Source organism: Lentzea albidocapillata, from assembly GCF_000719115.1.
In the GTDB taxonomy this organism is placed as follows: domain Bacteria; phylum Actinomycetota; class Actinomycetes; order Mycobacteriales; family Pseudonocardiaceae; genus Lentzea; species Lentzea albidocapillata.
This window is the reverse complement of the sequence record NZ_JOEA01000008.1, coordinates 37,138-63,858: the sequence shown is the minus strand read 5'-3', so window position 1 is coordinate 63,858 and position 26,721 is coordinate 37,138. Positions and strand designations below refer to the sequence as shown.

General features: G+C 69.3%; 26 protein-coding genes. 9 read left to right on the top strand and 17 right to left on the bottom strand.

From position 1 onward, the window contains the following. The first annotated feature begins 38 nt into the window (after window positions 1-38). Complete coding sequence (locus IG04_RS0112790; RefSeq protein WP_030476823.1) at window positions 39-431, top strand: VOC family protein; 393 nt, start codon at window positions 39-41, stop codon at window positions 429-431. Here IG04_RS0112790 and IG04_RS0112785 read toward each other — a convergent pair. The 3 genes from IG04_RS0112785 to IG04_RS0112775 are packed head-to-tail and all read right to left on the bottom strand — an operon-like array spanning window position 428 to window position 4,378. Beyond that, window positions 428-1,354: an ABC transporter permease gene (locus IG04_RS0112785; protein WP_030476822.1), complete on the bottom strand. Its 927-nt coding sequence runs from the start codon at window positions 1,352-1,354 to the stop codon at window positions 428-430. The genes IG04_RS0112790 and IG04_RS0112785 overlap by 4 nt on opposite strands. Next, window positions 1,351-1,539: a hypothetical protein gene (locus IG04_RS46430; protein WP_084401629.1), complete on the bottom strand. Its 189-nt coding sequence runs from the start codon at window positions 1,537-1,539 to the stop codon at window positions 1,351-1,353. Before IG04_RS46430 ends, IG04_RS0112785 begins: the two co-directional genes overlap by 4 nt. After that, the gene (locus tag IG04_RS0112775; protein ID WP_030476821.1) at window positions 1,532-4,378 is read right to left on the bottom strand and encodes an alpha/beta fold hydrolase; all 2,847 of its coding nucleotides are present in this window, start codon (window positions 4,376-4,378) and stop codon (window positions 1,532-1,534) included. Before IG04_RS0112775 ends, IG04_RS46430 begins: the two co-directional genes overlap by 8 nt. 357 nt (window positions 4,379-4,735) lie before the next feature. Here IG04_RS0112775 and IG04_RS0112765 point away from each other — a divergent pair, with 357 nt between their 5' ends. After that, the gene (locus IG04_RS0112765; protein ID WP_030476820.1) at window positions 4,736-5,746 is read left to right on the top strand and encodes a TerC family protein; all 1,011 of its coding nucleotides are present in this window, start codon (window positions 4,736-4,738) and stop codon (window positions 5,744-5,746) included. Here IG04_RS0112765 and IG04_RS0112760 read toward each other — a convergent pair. Beyond that, window positions 5,743-6,945, bottom strand: coding sequence for a metal-dependent hydrolase family protein (locus tag IG04_RS0112760; protein WP_030476819.1), 1,203 nt, complete (start codon window positions 6,943-6,945; stop codon window positions 5,743-5,745). The two genes, IG04_RS0112765 and IG04_RS0112760, sit on opposite strands and share 4 nt — an antisense overlap. 89 nt (window positions 6,946-7,034) lie before the next feature. Between IG04_RS0112760 and IG04_RS0112755 the strand changes: the two genes are divergently transcribed. Continuing rightward, window positions 7,035-8,894 carry a S9 family peptidase gene (locus IG04_RS0112755; RefSeq protein ID WP_030476818.1) on the top strand — a complete coding sequence of 620 codons (1,860 nt, stop codon included), beginning with the start codon at window positions 7,035-7,037 and terminating at the stop codon, window positions 8,892-8,894. Here IG04_RS0112755 and IG04_RS0112750 read toward each other — a convergent pair whose 3' ends face one another. Together IG04_RS0112750 and IG04_RS0112745 are read right to left on the bottom strand one after the other, a co-directional pair. Next, entirely contained in the window at window positions 8,895-9,551 is a 657-nt protein-coding gene (locus IG04_RS0112750) for an RES family NAD+ phosphorylase (protein ID WP_030476817.1), read from the bottom strand. 28 nt (window positions 9,552-9,579) lie between these two features. Then, window positions 9,580-10,164, bottom strand: a complete 585-nt coding sequence (locus tag IG04_RS0112745; protein WP_030476816.1) for a hypothetical protein — start codon at window positions 10,162-10,164, stop codon at window positions 9,580-9,582. Between the two features lie 156 nt (window positions 10,165-10,320). Here IG04_RS0112745 and IG04_RS0112740 point away from each other — a divergent pair, with 156 nt between their 5' ends. Further along, window positions 10,321-11,490: a glycosyltransferase 87 family protein gene (locus IG04_RS0112740; RefSeq protein ID WP_051769727.1), complete on the top strand. Its 1,170-nt coding sequence runs from the start codon at window positions 10,321-10,323 to the stop codon at window positions 11,488-11,490. On the opposite strand, the gene IG04_RS0112735 is transcribed toward IG04_RS0112740, so the two are convergent. After that, window positions 11,432-11,977 carry an HdeD family acid-resistance protein gene (locus tag IG04_RS0112735; protein ID WP_036014503.1) on the bottom strand — a complete coding sequence of 182 codons (546 nt, stop codon included), beginning with the start codon at window positions 11,975-11,977 and terminating at the stop codon, window positions 11,432-11,434. The genes IG04_RS0112740 and IG04_RS0112735 overlap by 59 nt on opposite strands. Window positions 11,978-12,031: 54 nt before the next feature. Between IG04_RS0112735 and IG04_RS0112730 the strand changes: the two genes are divergently transcribed. Continuing rightward, complete coding sequence (locus tag IG04_RS0112730) at window positions 12,032-12,553, top strand: hypothetical protein (RefSeq protein WP_036014502.1); 522 nt, start codon at window positions 12,032-12,034, stop codon at window positions 12,551-12,553. Here the strand turns inward: IG04_RS0112730 and IG04_RS0112725 are convergent. The 6 genes from IG04_RS0112725 to IG04_RS0112700 form a co-directional block, all read right to left on the bottom strand. Then, complete coding sequence (locus tag IG04_RS0112725) at window positions 12,550-13,443, bottom strand: hypothetical protein (protein ID WP_030476812.1); 894 nt, start codon at window positions 13,441-13,443, stop codon at window positions 12,550-12,552. The genes IG04_RS0112730 and IG04_RS0112725 overlap by 4 nt on opposite strands. Window positions 13,444-13,652: 209 nt before the next feature. Next, a complete protein-coding gene (locus IG04_RS0112720; protein WP_144065446.1) occupies window positions 13,653-14,507 on the bottom strand; it encodes an immunity 49 family protein in 855 nt (284 codons plus the stop codon). A 22-nt stretch (window positions 14,508-14,529) separates the two neighbouring features. Continuing rightward, window positions 14,530-18,612, bottom strand: a complete 4,083-nt coding sequence (locus tag IG04_RS0112715) for a hypothetical protein (RefSeq protein ID WP_051769721.1) — start codon at window positions 18,610-18,612, stop codon at window positions 14,530-14,532. Beyond that, window positions 18,612-18,920: a type VII secretion target gene (locus IG04_RS0112710; protein WP_030476809.1), complete on the bottom strand. Its 309-nt coding sequence runs from the start codon at window positions 18,918-18,920 to the stop codon at window positions 18,612-18,614. Before IG04_RS0112710 ends, IG04_RS0112715 begins: the two co-directional genes overlap by 1 nt. Window positions 18,921-18,955: 35 nt before the next feature. Then, window positions 18,956-19,483, bottom strand: a complete 528-nt coding sequence (locus tag IG04_RS0112705) for a YbaB/EbfC family nucleoid-associated protein (RefSeq protein WP_030476808.1) — start codon at window positions 19,481-19,483, stop codon at window positions 18,956-18,958. A 137-nt stretch (window positions 19,484-19,620) separates the two neighbouring features. After that, entirely contained in the window at window positions 19,621-19,995 is a 375-nt protein-coding gene (locus IG04_RS0112700) for an FKBP-type peptidyl-prolyl cis-trans isomerase (protein ID WP_030476807.1), read from the bottom strand. 144 nt (window positions 19,996-20,139) lie between these two features. Between IG04_RS0112700 and IG04_RS0112695 the strand changes: the two genes are divergently transcribed. Next, a complete protein-coding gene (locus IG04_RS0112695; RefSeq protein WP_030476806.1) occupies window positions 20,140-22,104 on the top strand; it encodes a beta-propeller domain-containing protein in 1,965 nt (654 codons plus the stop codon). Here IG04_RS0112695 and IG04_RS0112690 read toward each other — a convergent pair. Beyond that, on the bottom strand, window positions 22,094-22,849 hold the full coding sequence (locus IG04_RS0112690) for an EI24 domain-containing protein (protein WP_030476805.1): 756 nt from the start codon (window positions 22,847-22,849) through the stop codon (window positions 22,094-22,096). The two genes, IG04_RS0112695 and IG04_RS0112690, sit on opposite strands and share 11 nt — an antisense overlap. Before the next feature lie 64 nt (window positions 22,850-22,913). Between IG04_RS0112690 and IG04_RS0112685 the strand changes: the two genes are divergently transcribed. Then, window positions 22,914-24,206 carry a helix-turn-helix domain-containing protein gene (locus tag IG04_RS0112685; protein WP_084401626.1) on the top strand — a complete coding sequence of 431 codons (1,293 nt, stop codon included), beginning with the start codon at window positions 22,914-22,916 and terminating at the stop codon, window positions 24,204-24,206. A gap of 63 nt (window positions 24,207-24,269) precedes the next feature. Then, on the top strand, window positions 24,270-24,476 hold the full coding sequence (locus tag IG04_RS0112680) for a hypothetical protein (RefSeq protein ID WP_030476803.1): 207 nt from the start codon (window positions 24,270-24,272) through the stop codon (window positions 24,474-24,476). Here the strand turns inward: IG04_RS0112680 and IG04_RS0112675 are convergent. Beyond that, window positions 24,473-25,141, bottom strand: a complete 669-nt coding sequence (locus tag IG04_RS0112675; RefSeq protein ID WP_211257746.1) for a GNAT family N-acetyltransferase — start codon at window positions 25,139-25,141, stop codon at window positions 24,473-24,475. The two genes, IG04_RS0112680 and IG04_RS0112675, sit on opposite strands and share 4 nt — an antisense overlap. A gap of 136 nt (window positions 25,142-25,277) precedes the next feature. On the opposite strand from IG04_RS0112675, the gene IG04_RS43930 reads away from it, so the two are divergent. Next, entirely contained in the window at window positions 25,278-25,643 is a 366-nt protein-coding gene (locus IG04_RS43930; RefSeq protein ID WP_051769718.1) for a hypothetical protein, read from the top strand. Here the strand turns inward: IG04_RS43930 and IG04_RS0112665 are convergent. After that, a complete protein-coding gene (locus tag IG04_RS0112665; protein WP_030476800.1) occupies window positions 25,614-26,534 on the bottom strand; it encodes a YihY/virulence factor BrkB family protein in 921 nt (306 codons plus the stop codon). The two genes, IG04_RS43930 and IG04_RS0112665, sit on opposite strands and share 30 nt — an antisense overlap. Continuing rightward, entirely contained in the window at window positions 26,521-26,706 is a 186-nt protein-coding gene (locus IG04_RS0112660) for a hypothetical protein (RefSeq protein WP_030476799.1), read from the bottom strand. The genes IG04_RS0112665 and IG04_RS0112660 overlap by 14 nt, the downstream gene beginning before the upstream one ends. Window positions 26,707-26,721 lie beyond the last annotated feature (15 nt).

Here is a 26,721-nt window from a genome sequence, read left to right as displayed (position 1 = left end):
GGACAGTGGTTGTCCGCATTGGTCTCTACGGTGGCCGCATGGCAACCGAAATCCAGATCTCGTTCGACGCCAACGACCCGCCCAAGCTCGCCGGCTTCTGGGCGCAGGCGCTCGGTTACGTCCAGCAGCCGCCGCCTCCTGGCTTTGCCACGTGGGAGGAGTTCGCGGTGAAGAACAACATCCCGTTCGACTCGGTGGACGACTACGCGGCGATCATCGACCCGGACGGCAGGGGACCGCGGTTCCTGTTCCAGCGGGTGCCCGAGGGCAAGACCGCGAAGAACCGTGTCCACCTCGACATCCGGCCAGGTCTCGACGCAGTGGCCCGCCTGGTTTCGCTGGGCGCCACGCGGGTGCGTGAGCACAACGACCAGACGGGCCACTGGGTCGTGATGCTCGACCCGGAAGGCAACGAGTTCTGCGTGAGCTAGCTCGTGATGTCCTTCGTCTTGAACTGCCGTGCCGCGAGCAGCGTGAAGATGCCGCCGTAGGCGAGCGCGGAGAACGTGCCGCGAGCCATCTCCGACCAGTCGATGTCGGTCGAGAGCAGGTCGGCCCACGCCATCGCGTAGTGCGTCGGCAGGTAGTTGCGCAGGTCCCCGAGCGGCTCGATCTGGTCGAGGATCTGCGACACGATCGAGACGAGCACCGTGCCGCCGACCGCGCCGAGAGGCGCGTCGGTGGACACGGACAGGAACATCGCGAGGCCCGCGACCCAGAACAGGTTGATCGAGATGTAGACGACCGCGAGCGCCATGCCGAGCACGCCGTCACCGAACGGGGCTGCCTCGCCGGTCGGGCTCACCACCTCGCCCGCGCCGTACCAGGCGACGCCGACGCCCAGGGCCACCGCGGGGAGCAGGGCTAGGGCGAAGACGCTGAGCAGGCCGCTGCTGATGGCCTTCTGGCGCAGCAGGCGGTGCCTCGGGATCGGTGCGGCGAGCAGGTACTTGAGGCTCGACCACGACGCTTCGGACGCGATCGTGTCGCCGAAGAACAGCGCCACGATCATCGGCAGCAGGAAGCTGCTGCTCACGAACAGCGTGAGCACCACGAAGTTGATGCCGCTGGCGGTGGCGAGGTCCACGAAGCCGCCGGAGCGGCGGTTCGGGTCGGACTGCCCGATCTCGAAGCTCGCCGCGAGGATGAACGGCAGCAGCACCAGGAAGCCCAGCACGAGCTGGGTCCTGCGGCGGCGGATCTGCCGTTGCAGCTCCACGTGGATGCGGAGGGTGCGGCGCGCCTTGTAGCCGACCGACGAACCGTCCGGCGCCACCTCGGTGTGCTGCTGGGCGGCTGCGTCGGTGAGATCCTTGAGCGCGCCTGGGTCGGTGTGGACGCTGTTCTCGTTCACCGGTCCACCTCCTGCGGGATTGGTGCCTTCGTGCGGTTCGGGTTGGCGGTCCGCACGGGTGCGAACGCGGGCGTCGCCGCGATCTCGTCCGCCACGTCGAGGCCGGCCTCGGCCAGCACCTCGACGGCGGCGGGGTTCGGGGCGTCCGCCGTGGCGGACGCCGCTGCCATCAGGAAGTCATTCACCGACCAGCTCCAAGAACGCGTCTTCCAGCCTGCGTCGCGGGCCCGCCTGGTCCACCGCCACGCCGGCTGCCACGAGAGCAGCGAGGGCGGCGGCGCGCGGGACGCCATTCATCGACGCGTGCACGGCGTCCTCGTCCTCGTGCACGTCGTGCACGCCTTCGAGGCTCCGCAGCACATCGGCTGCCTTCGAGGGGGAGTCGACGCGGAACGTCGCCTCGCCGCCTCCCGCCGCGATGTCGGCCACCTCGCCGGCGGCGACGAGCTGACCCCTGTGCATCACGACCACATGCGAACAGGTCTGTTCGACCTCGGCCAGCAGGTGCGACGACACGACGACCGTGCGGCCCGCCGCGGCGTAGCGCCGCAGGACCTCGCGCATCTGGTGGATCTGGGGCGGGTCGAGCCCGTTGGCCGGCTCGTCCAGGATCAGCAGGTCCGGGAGGCCGAGCATCGCCTGGGCGATCGCCAGCCGCTGGCGCATGCCCTGGCTGTACGTGCGCACGCGGCGGTGTACCGCCTTGCCGAGGCCCGCGATCTCCAGCGCCTCCGCGACGTGCGCCTCCTCCACCGGGCGGCCGGTCGCCGCCCAGTACAGGCGCAGGTTCGCGGCGCCGGAGAGGTGCGGCAGGAAGCCGGAGCCCTCGACGAACGAACCGATGCGCGACAGCACCGGAGCGCCCGGCGTGACCTTGTGGCCGAAGACCCGGATGTGGCCCTCGGACGGGTGAATCAGGCCCATCACCATGCGCAGCGTCGTGGTCTTGCCGGCGCCGTTGGGGCCGAGCAGACCGAGGACCATGCCGTGCTCGACGCGGAACGACAGGTCCTTCACCGCGGTCACGCCGCCGGGGTAGGACTTCGTCAGGTTCGAGATCACCAGCGGCACGCCGGCGAGGTCGGGGTCCGAGTCCTGCGCCAAGCGGCGGCGGAACATCGCGATGATGCCGGAGCCGATCAGCACGAGCAGCGCGATCACGATGCCCCACAGTGCTCCCGTCGGGAAGCCCTCGGTGACGTTGCGACCGGGCACCACGGGCACCGAGATCTCGTCGGAGGCCAGCGAGATCCGGTACGCGGCGGGCTGCTCGGCGTTCGCGAACGCCTGGTCCGTCGTCGACACCACGAGAGCCAGCTTGTGCTCGCTCTCGACCGGACGGACGGCGCCGGGCAGCGTCACCGTCACCTCGGCGGCGGAACCGTCCGGCGGCAGCGCCACGCGGAACGGCGCGACGATCGAGCCGGGCAGCGTGCGGGTGCCGTCCGCGGAGACGTCGTAGAGCTTCGCGAACAGGATCGCCTCGCCGGAGGACTGGTCACCGCGCGCGACGCGCAGCTTCACCGTGGACGAACCGGTCAGCAGCACCTGCGAGTCCAGGGCGTCCGAGGTGAACACCGCGGCCTGGCCAGGCATGTCGAGCGACAGTCGCGACGAGATCGCCGACGACCGCGACAGCGCCGAACCGAGGCCCGGCAGGTTGCTGATCGACGCCGGGTTGCCGCCCGCTGGGTTCACCACGACCTGCTCGCGTCCGCTGAGCTTCATCGTCTTGCGCTCGGTGGAGGAGCCCTGGGCGAGACCGGGGTACGACGGCGCCATGACCGTGCGCAGCGACGGCTGGCCGGACGAGCGGAACGCGCCCTGCACCGTGTACTCGAAGCCCGTACCGGGATCGGTGCCCTTGCCGCGCAGGTGGAAGTCCATCCAGTCGGCGATCTCGCCGCGCAGCGCGGTGCCGGGGTTGCCGCCGTCGTGGCCGCCCGCGTACCAGACCATCTTGACCTGGGCGCCGGCCGCGGCGATCTGACGCGCGGTGGCGTCGGACTGGTCGAGACCGAACAGGGTGTCCTGCTCGCCCTGCACCAGCATCGTCGGCTGCTTGATCTGGTCGGTCACGGCGACGGGGGACGACTTGCGCAGCAGGTCGAGCGTCTGCTGCGAGGCACGGCCCTTCGTGGCGACCTCGGTGTAGGCGGCGCAGACCTCGGGCGTGAAGCGGCCGCACGCGCCCAAGGACGGCGTGGGTGGCTGCTGGCCCTGGGCGCCGGAACTGCCGCCCGGCTGCTGCTGTGGTGCCTGGACCGAGTTCTGGTTCGGCTCCCGCTCGCCCTGCTCGGGCGCGTCACCCGTGGGCGACGAGAGGTCGATCGACGTCATGCCCGCGGAGAAGAAGATGCCCGCCCACGAACGCTTGAAGACACCGTCCTCACCGAACGCCGTGGCGGACGGGGTGGCGTCCGCCCGCGGTGTCGCCAGCGCCGAGTTCGGCAGCAGCGCCTGCGCGAGGTCGTTGTAGGTGATGACGGGAACGAGTGTGTCGACGCGCTTGTCGACGCCCGCGAGCAGCAGTGACAGCGCACCGCCGTACGACGCGCCTGTCACGCCCACGCGGGGGTCGCCGCCGCTGTCCTTCTCCACCTCGTCACGTGTGCCGAGGAAGTCGAGGAGCTTCTGCGCGTCGCGGACCTCGCGGTCGATGGAGTTCAGCGCGATCTGGCCCGTGCTGCGGCCGAAACCACGTGCGGACCACGTCAGCACGACGAAGCCGCGCCGGGCGAACTCCTCGGCCTGCGTGTGCACGCTGCGCAAACTGCCGCCGAAGCCGTGCGCGAGCATGATCGCGGGCGCGGGCGTCTGCTGGGGGAGGTAGAGGCGGGTCTCGATCGTCACCGTCTGAGCGCTGTCAGCGCTCTCAGGTGCGTCGATGTTCGCTTCTTTGAAGGAAACGGCTACGGGGTCGTCTCCGGATCGAGTGAAGTACACGCCACCTGCGACGAGGGCGAGTACCACGATCAATGCGGGGATCGTCCACCTGCCGCGAAGGCGGGAGAGGCGGGACACGTCGATGACGATATGCGAGTTTTGCTGAGAACGGCCTGTCGGGATCCGGCCGCGGTCTCAGCATCAGTGGATCTTCAGCAGGGCTTCAGGTAGTGGTCGGCTTAACCCGAACGACACGCTGCGTATTCCCATTGCAGCTGGTTGCGTGGGTCTGCTCACCCTGTGTGGCGCTAACCGCTCTTCGTAGAGCACAATATTGACGCAGCATGGAGGGGAGTACTCCCTAAGCAGCGGTGTCGTCAGTACGGAGCTCGGCGTAGAGCTCCCGGTGCCGTTGGTCGTTCGAGAGATCATCTCGGCGGCGGAGGAGACCTCCGGGTTTATCTGGCATGCGCTGAGAATCCCGGAGGTTGGGTTGTGAACGTCCCCGCATGGATGTGGATCGCGACGATCGGTGGTCTGCTCGTTCTGCTGGCTGTGGACCTCGTGATCGTCGATCGGAAGCCCCATGAGGTGACGATCGGTGAAGCCGCCCGCTGGGTGATCTTCTACGTGGCGATGGCCGCCGTCTTCGGCCTCGGCATCTGGTACTTCTCCGGTGGTCAGTACGCGACGGAGTTCTTCGCCGGGTACATCACCGAGTACTCGCTGAGTGTCGACAACCTCTTCATCTTCTTGATCATCATGACAACGTTCAAGGTGCCCGCGATCCACCAGCACAAGGTGCTGTTGATCGGCATCCTGCTCGCGCTCATCATGCGAGGCATCTTCATCGCGGCCGGTGCGGCGCTCATCAGCCAGTTCAGCTGGGTCTTCTTCATCTTCGGCGCGTTCCTCATCTACACCGGCTGGCAGCTGGCGCGGGAGAACCACGACGAGGAAGAGGAGTACAAGGAGAACCTGATGCTGCGCATGGTGCGCAAGGTTTTCCCGGTCACCGACGACTTCCACGGCTCCAGGTCGTTCATCAAGATCGACGGCAAGCGCTTCGTGACCCCGATGTTCATCGTGATGGTCGCGATCGGCTCCACCGACCTGCTCTTCGCGCTCGACTCGATCCCCGCGATCTTCGGCCTCACCAAGGAGCCGTTCCTGGTGTTCACGGCCAACGCGTTCGCGCTGATGGGCCTGCGCCAGCTGTACTTCCTGCTCGGCGGCCTGCTCGCGAAGCTCGTCTACCTCTCGATCGGTCTGTCGGTGATCCTCGGCTTCATCGGCGTCAAGCTGATCCTGGAAGCCCTGCACACCAACACCCTGTCGTTCCTCAACGGCGGCGAGCCGTTCAACGTGCCGACCATCGGCATCGAGGTCTCGCTGTCGGTGATCATCGGCGTGCTGGCGATCACGACGATCGCCAGCCTGCTCAAGGTGCGTCGCAACCCGGATGCCGCGAAGCACATCGGCGCCGACGTGGACGCCAACCACTAGTCGACACTGACACCGTTCTGGTAGACGGCGCGGACTGCCTCCTTCAGGGTTCCGGCCTTCACGTGCTGTTCGGCGTCACCCTCCACGAGTACGAGATCGGCGAGCTTGCCAGGGGCGAGCTCGCCGAGTTCGTTTCCGAGGCGCATGAGCTCGGCGGCGGACGTGGTGGTGGCGTAGAGCGCTTCGGCGGGCGACATGCCGTACTCGACCATCAGCGTCAGCTCGTTGAGGTTGTCGCCGTGCGGGCCGACGCCGGAGTCGGTGCCCATCGCGATCTTCACGCCTGCCTGGTGTGCCTTCTGGAACGACTGGAAGTGTTGCGAGACAACGGCATTGGCCTTGTCGAGGATCACGTCCGAGATCGCCACGCCGGCGGCGGCCTGGTCGAGCACCATGCGCGGGGCCATCAGCGTCGGCACGAGCCACGTGCCGTTCTTGATCATCTCTTCGACGCCCTCGTCGGTGAGGAACACGCCGTGCTCGATGGACCGGACGCCGTTGCGCACGGCCGTGAGGATGCCGTCGCCGCTCATGGCGTGCGACATCACCGCGATGCCCGCGGCGTTGGCCTCCTGCACGATCATCGCGATCTCCTCGTCGCGGAAGTGCGCGTGCCTGGGGTTGCTGCGCGGGGACATCACGCCGCCGCTCGACGCGATCTTGATGACGTCGGCGCCGTGGCGGACCAGCGTGCGGATGACCTTGCGCAGTTCCTCGGGACCGTCGGCGACGGTGTCCGGCAGGCCGGGGTGCAACGGCGGTGAGACGTGGGCGCCGCACTGCATCCAGTCGTCGTTGTGGCCGCCGGTCTGCGAGACCATGTTGACCGCGATCTGCATGCGCGGGCCCTGGACCAGGCCGCGCCGGACCGCCTCCGCGACACCGAGGTCGGCGCCGAGCGCGTCGCGGACCGTCGTGATGCCGCACTGCAGCGTCGCTTTCATGTTCCCGATCGCCTCGTAGAACGGCAGCGAGAACGGCGTGTTCAGCGACCGCACCAGATCGGCGCCGCTGAACATGAAGTGCACGTGGCAGTCGAACAGTCCCGGCAGGATCGTGTGGCCGGTCGCGTCGACCTTGGTGTCGCCGTCGAGCCCGATGCCCACGTCGACGATGCGGTCGTTCTCGACCACCACGTCGCCGGGCTCTGTCGCCCGGCCGGTGAAGACCCTGCCCCCAGAGAACACGATGCGCGTCATACGCGGGAATCTATGTGCTGAGTCAATTTTTGTGATCGGTCAACAAATAACTCTGAGCGTTGCTAACAAGTTCTGTTAGCGTCCACGCCGTGCGCCCTGAAGACCTGCAGCTGCTCACCACGCCCGGCACCGTCGCCGTGTCCGGAGACCTGGTGCTGGTCAGCATCACCACGCCCGACCTCGACAAGAACACGTACCGGGGCGGTCTGCACCGGGTGTTCCCGGATGGCACGACAACACCGTGGACGCACGGTGATCGTGACAATGCGCAGCGCATTTCTCCCGACGGGAGGCTGGTCGCGTTCTTGCGCGTCAGTGGAAAGTCGAAGCCGCAGCTCTACGTCGTTCCGGTGGACGGCGGCGAGCCTCGCCGGTTGACGGATCTGCCGCTGGGCGCCGGTGCCCCGGTGTGGTCGCCGGACTCGTCGCGACTCGTCTTCGTGGCCCGCGTGCCTGAAGAAGGCCGCTACGGCACGACCGACGACGGCCCCGAGTCCGAGGCGCCGCGCCGCATCACGCGCCTGGACTACCGCGTCGACGACGTCGGCTTCCTCGCCGACCGCCGCCCGCGCCTGCACGTCGTCGACCTGGACGGTGTCGTCTCCGAGGTCACCGACGGTGCGCACGACGTCTCCGACCCGGCCTGGCTCGACGACTCGACGCTGGTGTTCGTCGCCCCGCGCGACCTGGGCGTCTCCGAGACCCTGCACTGCGACCTGTACACGATCCCCGCCGCCGGCGGCGAGGCGTCGCTGCTGGTCCGCGGCGCCGGTGAGGTCTCGATGCCGTTCGTGGCCAACGGGTCGCTCTACTGGCTGGGCACCGAGTTCACCGGGATCGACGCGGTGGCGCGCAACCACGGCCTGTGGAAGTCGCCGGTGGACGGTTCCGCTCCCGTCCGGCTCACCGACGCCGAAACCGTCGACGTGGAACGGCTTTCCGGTCAGCCGGTGGCCGACTCGTCGGGCGTGCTCCTGGTCGTGCGCAACCGCGGCGCGTTGGAACTGCAGCGAATCCCGTTCGACGGCGGGCCCGGCGAGGTGCTGGCGGGTTCCTCGGCCGCCGTCCGGTCGTTCGCCTCCGACGGGTCCACTGTGGTCGTGGTCGTGTCCACTCCGGACAGCCCCGGTCAGGTCGAGTTCGTCGGAGCCGGTGTGCGCACGGCGTTCTCGTCGGTCCCCGCGCGCCGAGTCGTCGAGCTCTCCGGCTCCGCCTCCGACGGCTACCCGGTGCACGGCTGGCTCGTGCTGCCCGAAGGCGACGGCCCGCACCCGGTCGTCGTGGCCGTGCACGGCGGCCCGTTCATGTACCACAGCTGGGGTTTCTTCGACGAAGCCCAGGTCTACGCCACCGCCGGATACGCCGTCGTGCTGCCGAACCCGCGCGGCTCGGCGGGTTACGGCCAGGCCCACGGCCAAGCGGTGATCGGTAAGTTCGGCACGGTCGACGTGGACGACGTCCTGTCCCTTTTGGACGTCGCACTCGCCCGTGAGGACTGCGATCCCGAACGCGTCGGCGTCATGGGCGGCTCGTACGGCGGTTTCATGACCTCGTGGCTGTCCGCGCACCACGGCGAACGCTTCAAGGCGGCCTGGAGCGAACGCGCCGTGAACGCCTGGGACTCGTTCTCCGGCTCGTCGGACATCGGCTACTTCTTCGCGGACGCCTACTGCGGCACCGACCCCGAGGCGCAGCGCGCGATGTCGCCGCTGACCTACGCCGAGAAGATCAACCTGCCGTTCGCCGTCGTCCACTCCGAGCACGACTGGCGCTGCCCGCTGGAACAGGCGCAGCGCATGTTCGTGGCGTTGAAGCGGCGCGGGGTGGAGACGGAGATGCTGATCTTCCCCGGTGAGGGGCACGAGTTGACCCGCTCGGGGCAGCCTCGGCACCGCAAGCAGCGGTTCGACGCTGTGCTGGAGTGGTGGGACCGCTACCTCAAGGCCTGATCACCCCAGCAACGTGTAGTTCAGCTCCTCGCACACGCGCGCCAACGGCAGATCCAGACCCGGATGGTCCAAAGGAAGCAACACGTCCGGGGCGGCCGGCAACCCGGAAGCCCCAGGCGGGTCCCACAGGCATATGGCGGGATCGCCCGAGTCCATCGACGACCGGTACCAAAGCCCGTCCAGCTCCGGGTAGGCCGCCCGAATCGCCCGCGACCACGCCTGGGTCACCAGCTTCGGCCCGGTCGAGATCTCCTGCGAGGCCCCGACGCGCGTGGGCCACAACCCGCCCAGGTCCAGCAGTCTCAGGGTGCGACGAGGCCGGAGCACCACCAGGAACGGCGAGCGGGTGCGGCGGTCCACTATCGACGTGGCCTGGAAGACCTCGGCGATCGACGTGCGGACGGACAGGCCGAAGTACAGGACGCCGTTCTCGTGGTCCTGGACCGGGCTGCCGTCGTCGGCCGGTTGTTGTGCGTCGAAGCGCGCGTGGGTGAGTGGGCCCGTGTAGCGGAACGTGTTCCAGCGCTGGGGGTGGGAGCCCTTCGCGGTGAAGACGCGGACCAGGCGGGTCGCCCGGTGCACCGCAACCACGTCCTCGGTACGGCGCAGTTGCGCTTGGAGCACGGCAGGGGCAGGCGGCTGCGGAAGCCGTGACATTCGGGTCCTGTCGGGTGTTCGGGAACGCTCAGGCAGGTGTGCCGAGCGTGGAGGCCAGGGTGGCGACTCGGCGCGGGTCCCCTCCGGCGAGGAGCCAGTCGCGCGGGGTCGCGGGCTTGCCGTCCACAGGCAGGTCCTCCTGGAGGGTGGTCATGAACGCGGCGACGACGAGCGCCGGTTGGTCTGACGGGATGTCCGCCAGGACGGTTTCCAGGCCTGGCAGCACGCCGGTGCCCGCGAACTGCCACGCGGGCAGGCGCCAGCTGCCCCTGTCCTTCCAGCCCACGAGCCTGCCGACGCCGAGGCGGTGCCGGATGCGGCTGGTGTCGACCTGGAGCTGGCGCGCGGCCTCGTTCACGGTCAGCGCCGAGTCGCGCAGCACCGCGTGCGCCACGACCGTGCGGGTGCGTGGCTTGGCGTCACCGGGGCCCGCGGGCGAGAGGTCGAGGCCCACGTCGGTCAACGCCGCCTGCTGGTCCGGCGTGAAGTAGGTGGCCGGTTCCGGGTGCGGCGGGGCGAGCCTTCGTGCCGCGTCGGCCACGAGGGCCAGGAACTCGTCGGGACTCACCTGCAGGCCGGCCTTGGCCAGCACCGTCTCCAAGGCTGGACTCATGCGCACAGAATAACCCGTGCGTGCGCATCTGTGCGCCCTACGAACGGTCTAAGCAGGAACGATCGACGTTGCGCGCTCACGTGACGACGCTACGTGAGAATTCCCGGTCCGGACCGGTGACGTGGGCCTCATCTGGCACATCGATACCATTCCCCGATGCAGCTCGACCGCACCGCCAAGCGGGTCGTGGTGGCGTGGTCCGCCGTCATGGTCGCCACAGTCACCTACGTCATGCTCCGCCCACCGGGGTGGTCGCTCGACCTGCGGGTCTACCGCAACGGCGGCGCGGCGTTCCTCAAGGACATCCCCCTCTACGCCGAGGGCTTCGCGAAACCGCTGGGCGGTCCTGACCTGCCCTTCACCTACCCGCCGATCGCCGCAGTGCTGTTCAGCCTGCTGGCGCTCGTGCCGCTCGGCGTCGCGATCTTCGCGGTGGCGGCGGCGAACCTCGCGATGCTCACGGGGTTGTGCCTGATCGCGGCGGGACGAGTGGTCGGCTGGGGCCCGGACGCGGTCAAGTGGGGGCTGGGCGCGGCGGCGGTGTCGTCGATCTTCGATCCGCTGCGCGAGACGCTGTGGTTCGGGCAGATCAACCTGCTGCTGGGCCTGCTGGTGATGGCCGACTGCCTGCTCGAACGCACCCGCTGGTGGCCGCGCGGCGCGTTGATCGGGCTGGCGGCCGCGATCAAGCTGACGCCGGCGTTCTTCGCGTTGTTCTTCCTGGCGCGACGGCAGTGGAAGCCCGTGTTCGTGTCCATCGGGTCGTTCTTCTTCTTCGTGCTGGTGGGGTTCCTCGTCTCGTTCGGCGACGCGAAGGAGTACTGGACGCACGCGCTGCTCGATCCGGCCCGCGTCGGTCGCCTCACCTACGCGTCGAACCAGGCCATTCGCGGCACGCTCGCGCGCTTCGGCCTGGAGAACGGCGCCCAGGTCGGCGTGTGGCTCGTGCTGGCGCTTCTGGTCGTGGCGACGGTGTGGTGGCTGGCCTCGCAGCTCGGGGAGATCGAGGCGTTCTTCGTCGTGGCGATCGGCGGCCTGCTGATCTCGCCCGTGTCGTGGGGTCACCACTGGGTCTGGATCGCGCCTGCGCTCGTGCTGCTCTCACGGCCTGCGTTGCGCCGTCACTGGGCGTCGTGGGCGATCGTGGCGGTGTTCGCCATCGGGCCGCACTGGCTGTTCCCGCGCGACAACGACGTCGAGCGGGACTGGGTGTGGTGGCAGCAGGTGATCGGCAACCTCTACGTGTTCGTCGGGGTCGCCGTGCTGGTCACGCTTGCCGTACGCGTGGTGCGAGACCGCCGTCGAGCTGCTTCAACCGCAGGCTGAACAGCACCAGCACCACACCCCACAGGATCGCGAACACACCGATGGTGATCACGAACGCCAGCGCGCCCGCGGCCGGGTTCACGACCAGGATGATGCCGAGCAGCACCGTCAGCGCGCCGGTGACGATGTAGAACCACTCGTTCGTCATCACCTTGCGCAGGCGGATGGCGTCGACGATCTGCAGCGCGCCGGTGACGAGCGCCCACACCGCGATGAGGAGCAGCAGCGCCGTCGCGGTGATGCCCGGCCAGAACAACGCGATCAAGCCCGTGACCAGGCCGAGCACGCCGATGAGACCGAGCGCCCAGCGCGCGGGCCACTCCTTGTGCGTCAGCGTCAGGTACAGCATCGTCGCGCCGTCGAAGAGCGCGTAGGCGCCCCACAGGATGATCAGCGCGAGCAGGGTGAGGCCGGGCCAGATCAGGGCGGCCAGTCCGAACAGGACTGCGAACACCCCGCGCACCGTGAAGAGCCACCAGCGTTGCATGGTCCGAGATCGTCTCGGCTGTCGCCGGGGCCTGCAACCTGAGACCCTCGTTCGGTGCTGATCCGAGTGGCTGACTGGGAACGGATCCGGTCCGGCGAGATCACGCTGCAGTTCCGGCGGTGGAAACGGCCGACTGTGCGCGCCGGCGGGACGTTGCGGACGTCGCAGGGCGTCCTGGCGATCGACGCGGTGGACGTCGTGTCGCGGGTGTCGCGGGCGGAGGCGGTGGCGGCCGGGTTCCCGACCGTGACGGCCTTGAAGTCCTCAGTGGACGGACGAGAGGGCACGCTCTACCGGATCCGCCTGCGTTTCGTGGGCGAGGACCCTCGCGTCGAGCTGCGTTCGTCGTCCGATGTGGACGGACTGGAGCTGAAGGAGGACGCTCTCGCGTTGCTGCGGCTGATCGCCGCCAACCCAGGCGTGCGGGCCGCGGACCTGGCCGCGTCGGTCGGCCGCGAGAAGCTGCCGTTCAAGGCGGACGTCCGCAAGCTCAAGGCCAAGGGGCTCACCGAGTCCCTCGAAGTGGGGTATCGCCTCTCCCCGCGGGGAGAGGCGTACCTGCGAACCCTCGACTAGCTCTGACCCGTGATGAGCGAGACCGCCCGATCCTGCGTCTGCTCGTTCACCTCGGCGATCTGGAAGCCGCGCGCCACCGCGTGCGCCACCAGCTCCGGCTCCGGCGGCAGGCCGTACTTGCGCAGGTAGTGCGGCACGGCGCCGGCCCAGATCCACGTGCCGTCGGTGCGGAAGTTGAGCGGCACGTCCTGCTCACCGCTCTGCGAGAACTCGTCGAGGTCGTAGCTGCGCGCGGCCAGCACGACCGGCGCCGACTCGAGGTAGTTCAGCAGACCGTCGAGCACCTGCGGGTCGACCGGCTGACGGTTCACCATGATGCGGCCGTCGTCGTTCTTGCCGTCGTACACGCGTGCCGTGCGCAGCTCATCCGAACCGGCCTGCGGCTGGGCGGGCGGCACCTGGTACTCCTGCTGCGGCGGCTGCTGGGGTTCCGGCTCGGGCGCGGGCAGCGGCGGCAGGCCGACGCGCTGGCGCCACCAGTCCGGGATCTGCCGGTCCGGCCGCGGGAACGTCTGCAGCTCGTCGCGGAAACCGATGGGCGGCGGCGCGTTGCGCCAGCGTGGCTCGTCCTCGGCGTTGAAGTCCACCGTGAACGCCGCGGGCGCCTCGATCTCGTACGTCGCGCTCAGCCACGTGCCCCGCTCGGGGTGGTACATGCCCCCGCGCAGGTGCCCGAACATCTGCACGACATCCATCGGCGGCCGCACCGGTCGCAGCTGGCCATCGGGCCCCGCGAACGCCAGGTCGACCTCGATGTGCCTGCCTGCCGCCCGGTACTCGGCCCGGATGCGCTGCCAGCCCTGCGGTACGGCCGGCAGCATGGCACGGCCGATCTGCCGCACCAGCTGCTGCTGGTCCTGCTCGCTCAGCGGTGTAGCCGGCTGGCTCATGTGGTCCTCGCCCCTCTCCCCGTGAAAGCCCGCTGATCTTATCGGGCTGCCGTGACGCGCGCGGGCCGGTCACACACCCCACGCCGTTCATCACACTCTGAGTGGGTGTAGGGCCCCGCGGTTCCAGCCGATCAGCGGCTCGACCAGGTGCCGTGCGTCGGCTTCGCGGCCGAACGGCGTGCTCTTGGGCGGGGCGTCCGGGTGGCGTTTCAGAGTTGCTTTTCGCCGACCCAGGTGCCGTCGAGGAGGTTCTTGGGGAGGTAGTCGGATTCGACGGTGATGTCGACTCCGGCGTCTTTGGCGAGGCAGGCGATGGCGAGGACGCGCCAGGCGACGAACCCGTGCGAGTCGGTGGTGCGCTCGGCCGACGCGGTCCAGTACCGCTTGTGGAGCTCGAGGGCTTTCGTGAGTGACTCGTTGAACTTCTCGTCCTCGCGCTGGGTGAGCAGGTAGAAGAGCTCCATGGGCGGGTAGAGGACGTGCGCGACCATCTCGGCGCCCGCGACGGTGTCGGACTCGGGGTCGGCGCCCCGCATGGCGCGCAGCAGCGTGTCGATCAGGCCTTCCTCGGAACGCCAGTAGGCCTGGAGCGCCTCCACCCAGTCGTACTGGAACTCGTCGGTCTCGCCGGTCCGCTGGCGCAGCGCGTCGATCGAGGTCCGCGCCAGCACGTCGACGCGGGGCCGTTCACGGCAGATCATAGCCAGGGACATCGCCCTCGACCACAGGCTGACCACGGCGTCCTGGGTCGGGCCCGTGGCGGGGATCGTGTAGTCCACGTCCAGGACCCGGAAGGTGACCTCGCCCGTCGTTTCGCCCGAGGCGACGAAGACCGCCGTCGACGCCTGCATGGCCAGGCCGACCGCCTCCCACGTGTCACCCCGGGACGCCGTCGGGTCGACCACGGTGCGCCACGCGGCTTCCCTGATCGCGTCCGCTTGGAGGTACTGCAACGCCTTCACGGAGCGGTGGATCCGGCTGGTCATCCGTTCTCGTTCGCCTGCGATGTCGTCCGCCTCGTGCTGGGCTTTGACGACGTCGATCTGGTGTCGTGCGACGGTCACCACCGGACTGAATCCCCTCCGTCTAGAAATCCGACATGTCGAAGTGCTTCTGGCTGTAGCCACCGTACTCGGCGGTCGGACCAGTGCCGTTCACCTTCGCCTTGACGACCTGGAAGTCCAGCAGTTCGTCGATCCTGGCGTCCTTCAGCCGCCTGGCGAGGTCCTTCTCCGCGTCGGTGCCGCGTTCCAGCATGTTCTCGATGACGCTGTCGACGTACTGCGGATGGCCTTGCTGGTAGTTCTCGCCCTCGTGGCGTCGGGTGCCGAGGTCGGCGTTGGGGCCCTTGGCCTCGACGATGACCAACCGGGTTTCGCCGGTCTCCTTGTTGTGGACCTCGTAGACCTGGTCGAAGCGACCGGAGCCCTTGAGATCCGGGTCGTGCAACGGCTTGAGGTCGAACTTCTCCGGGGGGAACGAGTCGCGTACCGCGTCTGCCGCCGCGTGCTCGCCGAGCTCTTCGCCGACGTCGGTGCGTTCGTGGTGTGCCGCGCGGCGTTCCTCGACCGTTTCCGGTTTGGCGTCGCGGTCGCCGGCGATCTCTTTCTGGTAGGCGTCTTCCGCGGTTTTGGTGCGGTCGAGCGAGGCTTCGCGGCGGTCGATGATGTCCTGCGCCGCCGATTTCTGATCCGGGGTCGCGTTGTGCTTGACCTCGGGCATGTCCTCGCGGAACTTCGCGGGCGTGTAGGCGTCCGAGGACGGCTCGAAGTTGCCGGAGCCCTTCGGGCTCTCGACGAGCTTCGGCACGTCGTCGCCGTTGGCGTCGGTCTGGTTGGCGTTCTTGCGGCTGTAGTCGCCGTTCTTGTCCGGACCGTCGTAGTACTTGTCGCGGTAGTCCTTGTCCTTGAGCTTTTCCTCCATCAAGGCCTTGGGTTCGCGCGTTTCGATGTCGACCGCCTTGTCCGGGATGTCCCGCTGCGCCATGCGGTCCCGCGCGTCGGCCGGGTCGACGTCCTTGTCCTTGTCGTGGGTGCCGGGTGCGAAGCCGTCATCGCTTGCCTTGGACTTGGAGCCGTCCGGGTGGTGGGTTTCCCATTCGCCGTTCGGCGGGATCTTCGGTTCGCGGGTGCCGTCGGGGCGGATTTCGGCGTCGCTGGTGAAGACGCGGCCTTGGCTGTCGGTCCAGGCAGGTTTGGTGGGCGCGAGGACTGGAGCGTCGAGGTTCTTGGACAGTTGCTGTGCGAAGTCGTTGCTGCCCGCGTCGCAGCCGATCAGGCGGACCGGTTTGCTGCCGTCGTAGCCGCTGCGCCGGAGCATGTCGGCGTACTCGGCGGGGGTGTAGTCGTGGCCGCCGATGCGTGCCTTGCCGTCCGGCGTGATGTGGACGTCGGCGGTGAAGTAGCGCGGGTCGTCGGGGACCTTGTGGGGGAGGTCGCCCATGTCCTTGTCGCCGCCGTGGTGGGAGACGCCGGCCGGGGTGCTTTCCGCGTGGCGGGCGTGCGCGTCCTCCGGGGACGGGCGGTCCGCGGGCGGGGCGTCGGGGTCGTGGTTGTTCGGCGCGTCCGGGTCGTGAGGCTTGTCCGGGGTGTTGTCGTGCGGCTTGTTTCCGTCCGGGCCGTGGTGGGGGGCGTCGCTGTCCGGGGTGCGGTGTGGTGCGTCCGCGTCGGGGCGATGGGGTGCGTCGGGACGGTGTGGTGCGTCGGGCCGGGACGGTGCCTGGGCAGTGTCGGTGCCGCGGTGGCGGGGGCCGTCCGGGCTGTGCGGACGCGAGCCGTCGGGCCGGGTGCCGTCAGGACGTGAGCCGTCAGGGCGGGTGCCTTCGGGACGGTTGCCTGGGCCGCTGCCGTCCGGGCGGGACGGGCTGTCGGGGCGGTGCGGTGCGTCCGGACGGTTGGGGGCGTCGGGACGGGACGGTCCGCCGTGCGGGGTGTTGGGGCCGCCGTGTGGTGCGTTCGGCGCATGCGGTGCGTTCGGACCGCCGTGTGGTGCGTTCGGCCCGTGCGGCGAATTGGGGCCGCCGCGTGGTGCGTTTGGCGCCTGCGGTGCGTTGGGTGCGTGCGGCGAGTTGGGGCCGCCGTGGGGAGCGTTCGGGCTGTGAGGCGCGTTCGGCGAGTCCGGGCGTGTTGGCGCGAACGGGCCGTTGTGCGGTGCGTCGGGACGTGACGACGGCGTTGTGTTGCCGTGCGGTGCGTCAGGGCGCAACGGGGTGTTGGGCGCGTCGGGACGCGACGGTCCGCCGTGCGGACCGGACGGGCCCGTGTGCGGGGCGTTGGGGCGGCCTTGGGGTGCGTCCGGGCGTGATGACGGTGCGTTCGGGGCGTCCGGGCGGGCCGTCGGTGCGGACGGGGAGTGCGGGGCGCCGGCCGATGGTGCGTGCGGCATGCCGCCGCCCGAAGGCATTCCACCCGAAGGCGCGGAAGGCATCGACGGCGAGGACGGCATCGAAGGTGTCGAGGGCGAGGACGGCATCGATGGGGCCGACGGTGCGCTCGGCATCGAGGCCGGGCGGGGCGGGGCGTCGGCGCGGGAGGCCGACGTCGACATGTCGGGGGAGCGTGGCGCGGGGGCGCTGGGGGCGCCGCTGCTGCCGGGGGTGCCGGTCCAGCCCTGGCCACCCGTCGGCGGACGGCCTCCCGCCGCGGGAGACGACGGTGCGTTGCCGCCGCCGCCGGCGTTCGGGGTGCCGCCGCCCATCGGGCCTGCCTGGGCGGGCGTCGACGAGGGGGAGCTGTCCGGGGCGCGGGTGGGGGCCTGCGGGGCGTCCGGGCGGAGTGGTGCGTCCGGCGGTGCCACCGAGGACTGGACGGTCTGGCCCGTGTTGCGGGGTGCGTCCGGGGTCGACGAGGTGTGCGGGGCGCTCGGGCCCGCCGGTGCGGACGGCGAGCCGGGAGAGCCCGGAGAGCTGTCGGGCGTGCGCGGGGCCGAAGGGGCCGAGGCGTTGTCGGGAGTGCGCGACGGCGACGGGGCGTCGGGCGCGGAGCTGTCCGGGGTACGCGAAGGCGACGGCGCGGACGAGGGCGACGAGCTGTCCGGAGCCCGCGACGGTGCGTCCGGCGACGAGGGCGAAGAAGGCGACCCCGGCGAAGAGGGAGACGACGGCGAGGTAGGCGACCCCGGCGGCGAGGACGAAGAAGGAGACGACGGCGAACTGTCCGGAGAGGACGGCGACGACGGCGACGACGGCGACGACGGCGACGACGGCGACGACGGTGACGAGGGCGAGGACGGCGAACTGTCCGGAGTGGACGAAGAAGGCGACCCGCCGGGAGACGAAGGCGAACCGGGAGAGGACGGCGAGAGGTCCGGGGAGTTGGTGCTGTGGAACAGGCCGCCGGGCTTGATGGACTTCGTGGAGATCACGTCGAGGCCGGTCACCTTGCCGACCAGCTTGCCGACGACCTTCATGATCTTCGTGAAGATCTCGACCAGCTTGCCCAGCAGCGGCGAGACCTTCTTGATGGTCTTGATGAGCTTCTGGATGAGCTCGCCGATGCGCGTCGCCCACTTCGAGATCGCGGTGACGGCCTGCGCGACGATCACCGGCGTGCCGAACCCGAGCGTGAACACGGCCTCCAGAACCCACGTGATCAGCTTCGCGACCAGGTCGGCGATCAGGTCGCGCACCATCTCGCGCACGAAGCCGACGACCATGCCCATCACGCCGACGACGGTGCCGACCGAGCCCGCGGTGGAAGCCGCGCCGGACAACGCGTCCAGCTGCTCGCCCGCGGACTTGCGGTAGGCGTCGGCCGCGGCACCCGTCCACTCGCCGGTGCCGTCGACGGCGGACTTGTAGTCGCCCGCGATCTTGCCGAGCTCCTGCGAGACGTTGCCCCACGTCGTCGAGTACGACTGGATCACCGGCGGGTCGCCCGCCAGCCAGTCCAGCGCCTCCTTCAACGGCTGCACGTGTTCCATCAGGAACGACGCCGCGGACGACAGCAGCGTGCCGAACGGGTCGATCGCCATCGAGGCGGCGTCGGCGACCAAGCCGACGACGCCGAGGCCGCCCTCGATCCAGTTGCCCTCGGAGATGCCCTTGTACGCGTCCACCGCCGAGTCGGCGATGGAGAAGCCGGTCGCCCAGCCGTTGTCACCGGTGCCTGCGTTGAAGAACCCGGACGGCTCGGCGGGAGCCTGAGCCACCAGCGGGTTCGGCGACGACATCAGGCGCCGCCCTTCAGCGCCTGGGCGATCTGGTCCTCGACCTCCTGGTAGTGCTTGGCGGTCGCGGTGATCTTCTTGGCGGTGACGTCCATGGCCTCCGCCGCGCCCTTCAGCGCGTCCATGCCCCACTGTTCGACGGGGTCGAGCAGCATCCGGAACGGCTGGCAGATGATCCCGTACGCGTCAGTCGGCATCGACACGGTGTTCGCCGCGTCCACTGCCCCCTGCAAACGCCCGTGCAGGCCCTCCAAGGCCTTGGCGTGCGCTTCCAGCACGTCCGAGGTGACGTTGAAACCACCGGCGGTCATCGAACCCCCTCAAGTTCGAGCAACGGACAGGAAGATCAGGAGAGCACGGACTGCCCGCCGAAGTCGTCGTCGTCATCCGACGGCGGGCGGCGGCGCGGGGGAGGCGGCGGCGTCGGCCGTGACGGCGGCGCGTCTTCCTCGACCCGGAAGTTGATCTCGTTGCGGTCGTACGGCGTGCGCGCCGGCTCCTCGGCGGGCGGCGCGGGGAAGTTCTTCTTGGCCTCGTTGAACAACACGTTGGCCGTCTCGTCCTGCGTGCCGATCGTCTCGGCCATGGCTTCCTGCAGCAGTTCGGGAATCCGGGACTGCGCGCGCTGCAGCAGTTTCATGATCTCGCCGCTCACCTCGGACATGCGCTTGCCGGAGGCGGATTCCCCGATCACGAGGTTCTGCAGGATCCCGTTGGACCCGACCAGGATCTCGATGGAACCGTCCGCGGAGCGCTCGGAGATCGTCATCCCCTGCACACGCGTCGCCATCTCCTGATAGCGCGCGGCGCGTTCCTGGACGTTCTTGTTCCAGCTCGCGAGCATCTGCTCGGACCCGGCGATGTCCTCGGGCACCTGTGTTTCCCTCCTGAGGCGGCGACGGACTCAAGGATGACGCAGCCCGATCCGGTCCAGTTCCACACCGGGACCAAATCGGCCGCGCAGACCAGCGGCGTTCCACTGAACGGACCAGTGGAACGCCGCTCGGTAAACTAGTTCACGCCCAGCAGGTCGACGACGAAGATCAGCGTCTCGCCGGGCTTGATCACGCCACCGGCGCCGCGGTCGCCGTAGCCCAGGTGAGGCGGGATGACCAGCTTGCGGCGGCCACCGACCTTCATGCCCTGGACGCCCTGGTCCCAGCCGGCGATGACACGGCCGCCACCGAGCGGGAACTGGAACGCGTCGCCGCGGTCCCAGGACGCGTCGAACTGCTCGCCGGTGGAGTGCGAGACACCGACGTAGTGCACGGAGACGAACTGACCGGCCGTGGCCTCCGCACCGTCGCCAACGGTGATGTCCTCGATCAGCAGGTCGGCGGGCGCCGGGCCGTCGTGCGGGTCGACCTCAGGCTTCGTGGGGGCCATCACAATTTCCTCTCGGAACGGGGTTGTTCGCGGTCGATCCAATCACGCGAGGGCGCGCGCGGCCGAATGGCCTACGCGGACCAGCTGCAGAGAAAGGCCGGGAAGGGCGGCAACCCTTCCCGGCCTCGCTTACGTCCTCATGACATGAACGGCAAGAAGTTGTTGGCCGGTGCCGCCGTGCTGGCCGTCGCCGGAGTGTGTGTGAGCTCCGCGGCGCGGGACGAAATCCCCGCGCCACCACCGATCGTGGACTACGGGCCGGTGCGTCTCGTCGCGTTCGACTCGTGCGACAACGCGGTGGCCGAACTCCGCCGTGCCATGGCCCCGTACGTCAGCGCGTACGGCCTCGGGGGCCGCAACATCACGTTCGCCGAGGGCATGGCGACGGACAACAGCGCGGGGGTCGCGCAGAAGAGCGTGCCCGACGCGCGCACCGCTGCCACGCCGCCCGCGCAGCAGCAGGGCCACTCGACGACCAACGTCCACGAGCAGGGCGTCGACGAGCCGGACGTCGTGAAGACGGACGGGAAACGCGTCTTCTCCATCGCCGACGGCAAGTTGCGCGTGATCGACGTGGCGAGCAAGGCCGTCACCGGCACCGTCGACCTGGGCGAACGCCGTGCGAGCCAGTTGCTGGTCTCCGGTGACCGCGGGTTGGTGGTGACCGAAAGCCCTGTGCCGATGCTGGAGCCGACGCTGCCACCCGGCCGCCCGTCGTTCGCTCCGCAGTCCGGCACCGAGCTCGTTCTGGTGGACCTCAAGGGACTCAAGGAGATCAGCAGCCTCAAGACCGACGGCTTCTACCTCGACGCCCGCCAGATCGGCGGCACCGCCCGTGTCGTCGTCCGTTCGCAGCCGCGCATGCCGTGGGTGTACCCGGACCAGGCGACGAACGAGGCGGGATCGTTGCGCCGCAACAGGGAGATCCTGCAGAGCGAGCCCATCACGTCGTGGCTGCCGCGCTACGAGCTCGACGAGAGCGGCGCCAAGTCGAGCGGAACCCTGGTCGACTGCGCGAACGTCAGCCACCCCGTGGTCCACTCGGGAACGTCGATGCTGACCGTGCTGACGTTCGAGCTCTCCGGCAAGCTCGGCACCGGTCAGCCGGTCTCGATCGTGGCCGACGGCGACACCGTCTACGGCACCGACCGCAGCCTCTACATCGCCGACGACCACCGCCTGCTGCCCGAACTCCCCTCCAGGCCACCGGTTCAGCGCCCGATCACGACAGCGATCCACCAGTTCGACATCGGCGCGCCCGGACCGCCGAAGCACGTCGCGTCCGGCGACGTCAACGGCACGCTGCTCAACCAGTACTCGCTGTCCGAGCACGACGGTGTGCTGCGCGTCGCCACCACCACGGGCACCGAAACCCGTTGCTGCTGGCGGATGCCGACGGAACTGCTGCCGCAGCGGCAACCCGCGCCACCGCAGTCGGAGAGCTTCGTCACGACGCTGCGCCGCGACGGCAACCAGCTCACGAAGCTCGGCCAGGCAGGCGGCCTGGGCAAGGGCGAGCGGATCTACAGCGTGCGGTTCATCGGCAAGATGGGCTACGTCGTCACGTTCCGCCAGACCGACCCGCTCTACACGCTCGACCTGAGCGATCCCCGGCAGCCCAGGGTGATGGGCGAGCTGAAGATCAACGGGTTCTCCGCCTACCTGCACCCGGCGGGTGACGGCAAGCTCATCGGCGTCGGCCAGGAGGCGACCGACCAGGGCAGGACGACGGGCACCCAGGTGTCGTTGTTCGACGTGGCCAATCCCGCGTCACCGCAACGGATCGCGCAGTACCACCTGCCGGACACGAACTCCGAGGCCCAGTTCGACCCGCACGCGTTCCTCTTCTGGCCGCAGGACGGCACGCTGGTGATCCCCGTGGCGTCGTACAAGGCGCACTACGAGCTGTCCTCGCTGGTGCTGCGCGTCGACGGCAACCAGTTGCGCGACGTCGGCAAGATCGCCGAACCGTCCAGTCAGGACTACGGCAGCGGGCAGCGGCGCACGATCGTGATCGGCGACCAGCTGTGGTTGATCTCCAGCGCGGGCGTGCAGATCAACGCGCGCAACGGCCTGGCCCAGCAGGCCTGGCTGCCGTTCACACGGTAGCGCGGTCCCCGTTGAGCAGGCGGTGCGACAACACCGTGCCGCCTGCCATCGCCGCCGGGATCACGACCAGCGCGGCGAGCGGGACCAGGCACAGCAGGTAGGTGGGCACGGCGAGCCCGAGCACCAGCCCGCGCCGCGTCGCGAGGATCTGCCTGCGCTGCTTGAACGACCGGCCGCGGCGGGTGAACGGGATGCCGGTGAGCTCGATGCCGAGCAGGTAGCCGTTGATGCACACGGCCAGCACCGGCACGACCGTCTGCCCGATGACGGGGATGAACCCGCAGAGGAACAGCGGGACCGCGAACAGGATCGACGTGCCGACGAGCAGGACCGTGCTGCGCAGCCCGACGAGGAACCCGCGCCACCAGCCGATCTGCTCCGCCTCCGGCACACCGCCGAGCTCGTCCTCGACCTCTTCGGAGATGTACTCGTAGAACGGGCCACCGATCATGATCGTGATCGCGGTGAACAGCAGCACGCTCAGGCCCAGCCCTGCCGCGATCACCGAAATTCCGACGGCGACCTCGACGATGCCCTTCCAGGTGTCGCTCCACGAGTCCGCGAAGCCCGTCAGCCACCCGGCGATCGAGTCGATGTTCGTGAGCAGGAACACCCAGCCGGTGATCATCAGCACCGTCGTGATGACCGCGGGCAACGCGCCGACCAGCACCCGCTTGGGTGAGCTGAACACCAGGCGGAACCCACGCAGCAGCAGACCGACACCGGCACCGAAGTCCTTGATCACGCGCGCAGGATAGTCGGTCTCGTGCCCTGCCGAGACGAGGTGGAGCGTTTTCGCCGTGAGCGGCATGATGGCGGCCCGAGCGTGGGAGGCGTTGAGATTGAGCGACCCTGCTGTGAACGCCGTTGTCGTCCCGGACGGGCCGCTGCCGATGCTGCCGCCGTCCACCTGGGAGTCGAGGGCCGTGCGGGACGCGGTCGCCGCGGAGTCGCCCGGCGCCGTGATCGCGATCGCGCGCAGGGCCCACGGCCTGCGCCAGGACGAGCTGGGCGCGTTGGCCGGGTTCTCCCAGTCGGCGATCTCACGGCTCGAGTCCGGCAGCAACATCGCCTACGACCTGCGCGTCCTGCGCACGTTGCAACGGCTGCTCGGCGTTCCCGCCCACCTGCTCGGACTGACCGACCGCACGGTGCCGATGCGGTCGGGTGACGTTGTGGTCGGCATGGAGGGCAAGGCGCTCATGGCGTTGTGCGCCTCCGCCGTCTTCAACGCGGACAACGACGACGACGCGGTGAGCCAGCTGCTCGTGCTGCGCCGGATCGTCAACGACGCGCACAACTGGCGGGCGACCGGCGCCCTCATGCCCGCTGTTCGCAGCATGTACGACGTCATCGACGCGTTGCGCCGCAACGCGCGTGGCGAAGTCCGCCGTCGGTTGCTCGGCACGGGCGCGATGTACGCGGAGTTCTTCGGCTGGCTGCACGAGGAGGTCGGCGACCTGCGCAACGCGGCCGCGTGGACGTCACGGGCGTTGGAGCAGGGGCAGGCCGCGGACGACAGGGACGTCGTCGCGTACTGCTACGTGCGGCTGAGCCAGCTCGCGGAGGCGGACGGTGACGACGACCGCGTCATCGGCCTGGCGCGCGCCGCACAACGCGAGACCGGTGCGAGCCCGGTCGTGCGCGCGATGGCGTTGCGGCAGGAAGCGCGTGGTCTCGCACGTGCGGGCCAGGACGCGTGCATGTCGCGGTTCGACCTCGCGCAGGCATTGGTGCTGGAGGTGCCTCCGCCGCAGTCCGACGAGTACTCCATCGGCTACTGCTTCACCGACCTGCACGTGCAGTTGCAACGCGCCGCGAGCCTCGTCGACCTCGCCGACCACCGTCGCGCCATCGACGTCTACACGCAGCTCATGCCGCGGTGGGGCAGCGCGTGCCAGTGGGAACAGGGCGTGCACACGGCCACCCTCGCCTATGCGCATGCCGCCGCCGGTGATGTGGAACGGGCCGTCGAGCTGGGGTTCGTCGCACTGGACCTGGCCCGGGTGACGGGCTCGCAGCTCATCGTGAACGAGCTGGCCAGGCTCGGGCCGTGGGCCGCGACGCCCGCGATGGCCGAGCTCACGGCGCAGCTCCGGTAGCCGCTGTATGCGAGTTCCGCATACGTGGCCCGCAAACCACTGTGCGGCCACCACGCTCTACGCATGGCTGTATTGCTGGTCCGCAAGCGTGCGGGTGTCGTAGGCGAGACACAACGCGCGTGCCACCTCGTGCCCGTGCCTGACGACGAGACGCCGCTCGCGTTGACCGCCTACTGCGGCGAACTCATCCGTCAGGGAGAGGCCGAACTGCTCGCCCAGCCGTCCGGCATGCCGTGCGTCGACTGCCTGTTTCGCGTGCCACACCACTAGGTCGAGGCGATGCAGGCCGTGCCGATCCGGCGGAACCCGACGCGCTCGTAGACCCGCGCGATCTCCTGGCTGCCGGCCGACAGGAACACCAGCTCAGCGCCCCTCTCCAGGGCATCACGTGCCAGTTCGGCGGTGACCGCGCCACCGAGGCCACGCCGCCGTGCCGCCGGCAACGTGCCGATGCCCGCGATCTCGACGACATCACCCGCCCGTTGCGCGGTGCCCACCGCCAGTACGCCCTCGCCTGGCAGGTCGGCCACCGCGTGGCGGTGGCGGGTGCTCCCCGGGACGGCGCCTTCGAGCGCCGCGTCCCGTTCCGCCACACCGGCTTCGCCTCGTCCCGTGCCCGGCGACGAGAACGCCAGTTCCGCGACGACGGACACCTCGGCAGGCAGCGTGCCGAGCACGCGTACGTGCGGATGAGGTTCCGGCAGCTTCTCGGGGTCGAGCACCAGCAACGGAGCTTGGAGCACCGCCAAGCCGGCCTGCCGGGCGACGTCGAGCAGGCCCGGCGTCGTCTCGTGCACCCACTCGAACGCTTCGGGCACACCGATTTCGAGCTGTCGTTCGCGCACCTCCAGCACGTCGGCGACCGTCGGCCGCCCGCCGGGGAACCGGGGACGCGCGTAGAACGGGTAGCCGTCGCCCGCCTGGACGAACAACACCAGCTCACCGTGTTCCTCAACGCGAGATCCCGGTCGGGGCACAGAGTCGTAAAACTTCTCCAGAATGGTGAGCACGAAGGATCACGCTAGCTACCTTTGGCGGTATGACGCACGGCAATTACCGCAGCGAACTGTCATGAGGGCCCTGGCGGCGCTCGTCGCCCTGCTCCTGGTCCTCACCGGCTGTGGCGGCGACGGCGAGGACCGGTTCGCGAGACCGGGCGCGCCCAAGCAGTCGCCGAGCGGGAAGTTCGTCGCGCACGCCGAGAGCGCGAGCGAGGTACGGGTGACCGACCGTAACGGCGGCGACGTGTTCCGCAAGTCCTACGAGTACGCGACGAGCTCGCGGGCGGACGGCATCGGCGTCGTGTGGCTGTCCAAGAAGGACCAGCTGTGGGTGCTCGTCCCCGGTGACAAGAGCGAACGCATCGAGGCCGGGCCCGACGGGGTGTGGACGGCGGTCGAGGCCGAGTTACCCGGGGAGATCACGCGGCTCGGGTGAGGGTTCCTTCTCCCCCTGCGCGAGCCTCCTGCCGCGCTCCAGCTCCGCGTCGAACTCGGCACCGAGCAGCACGGCGATGTTCGAGATCCACAGCCACACCAGGAAGACGATCACGCCACCGAGCGAGCCGTAGGTCTTGTTGTAGGACCCGAAGTTCGCCACGTAGATCGCGAAACCGACGGTCGCGAGCGCCCACAGCACGATCGCGAGCAGGCTGCCGGGGCTGATCCAGCGGAAGCCGGGCTGCCGCACGTTCGGCGCCGCCCAGTACAGAATTGCGAACGCCAGGCTCACGAGCAGCAGGATGACCGGCCACTTCGCGATGTCCCAGACCGTGACCACGGTGTCGCCGAGCCCGATCGCGTTGCCGACCGCGTCCGCGACGCCGCCGGTCAGCACGAGCGCGCCGAGCGTGAGCGACACCAGCACCACCGAGCCCAGCGTCAGCGCTAGTCGCAGCGGCACCAACTTCCAGAACGGCCGGCCCTCCTCGACGTCGTAGACGGCGTTGCAGGCCCGCATGAACGCACCGAGGTAGCCCGACGCGGTCCAGAACGCGGTCAGCAGACCGATGATGCCCAGCAGACTCGCGGCGTTCTGGCTCTTCCGCAGCTCCTCGATGGACGACTTGACCACGTCGCCGGCCTGGCCGGGCGCGACCTGGTCGACGTACTTCAGCAGCTCCTGCGTCGTCGCGTCGCCGAGCAGCGCGAGCGCGGACGTCAGGACGATGATGCCGGGGAACAACGACAGCACCGCGTAGTAGGTGAGCGCGGCCGCCCAGTCCGTCAGGTTGTCGTCGCTGAACTCTTTGACAGTCCGCTTGAGAACGCCCCACCAGGCGCCTTTCGGCAACCTGGAGGGGCCGTTGACGGTCTTACCTGCGGGCACGGCGCCATCCGAAGGAACGGGTGCCGGTGCCGACACCGGCGAGGTGCAACGCGAGCAGCAACAGTCCGAGCACGACCAGGGTGTTGACCGTGATCACTTCACCGAGCGCCGCCTTCGCCAGGTCCAGGATCAGGGCGAGGCCGAACGAGACTGCGGCGATGATGGCCAGCATGTGTCCACCTCCTGC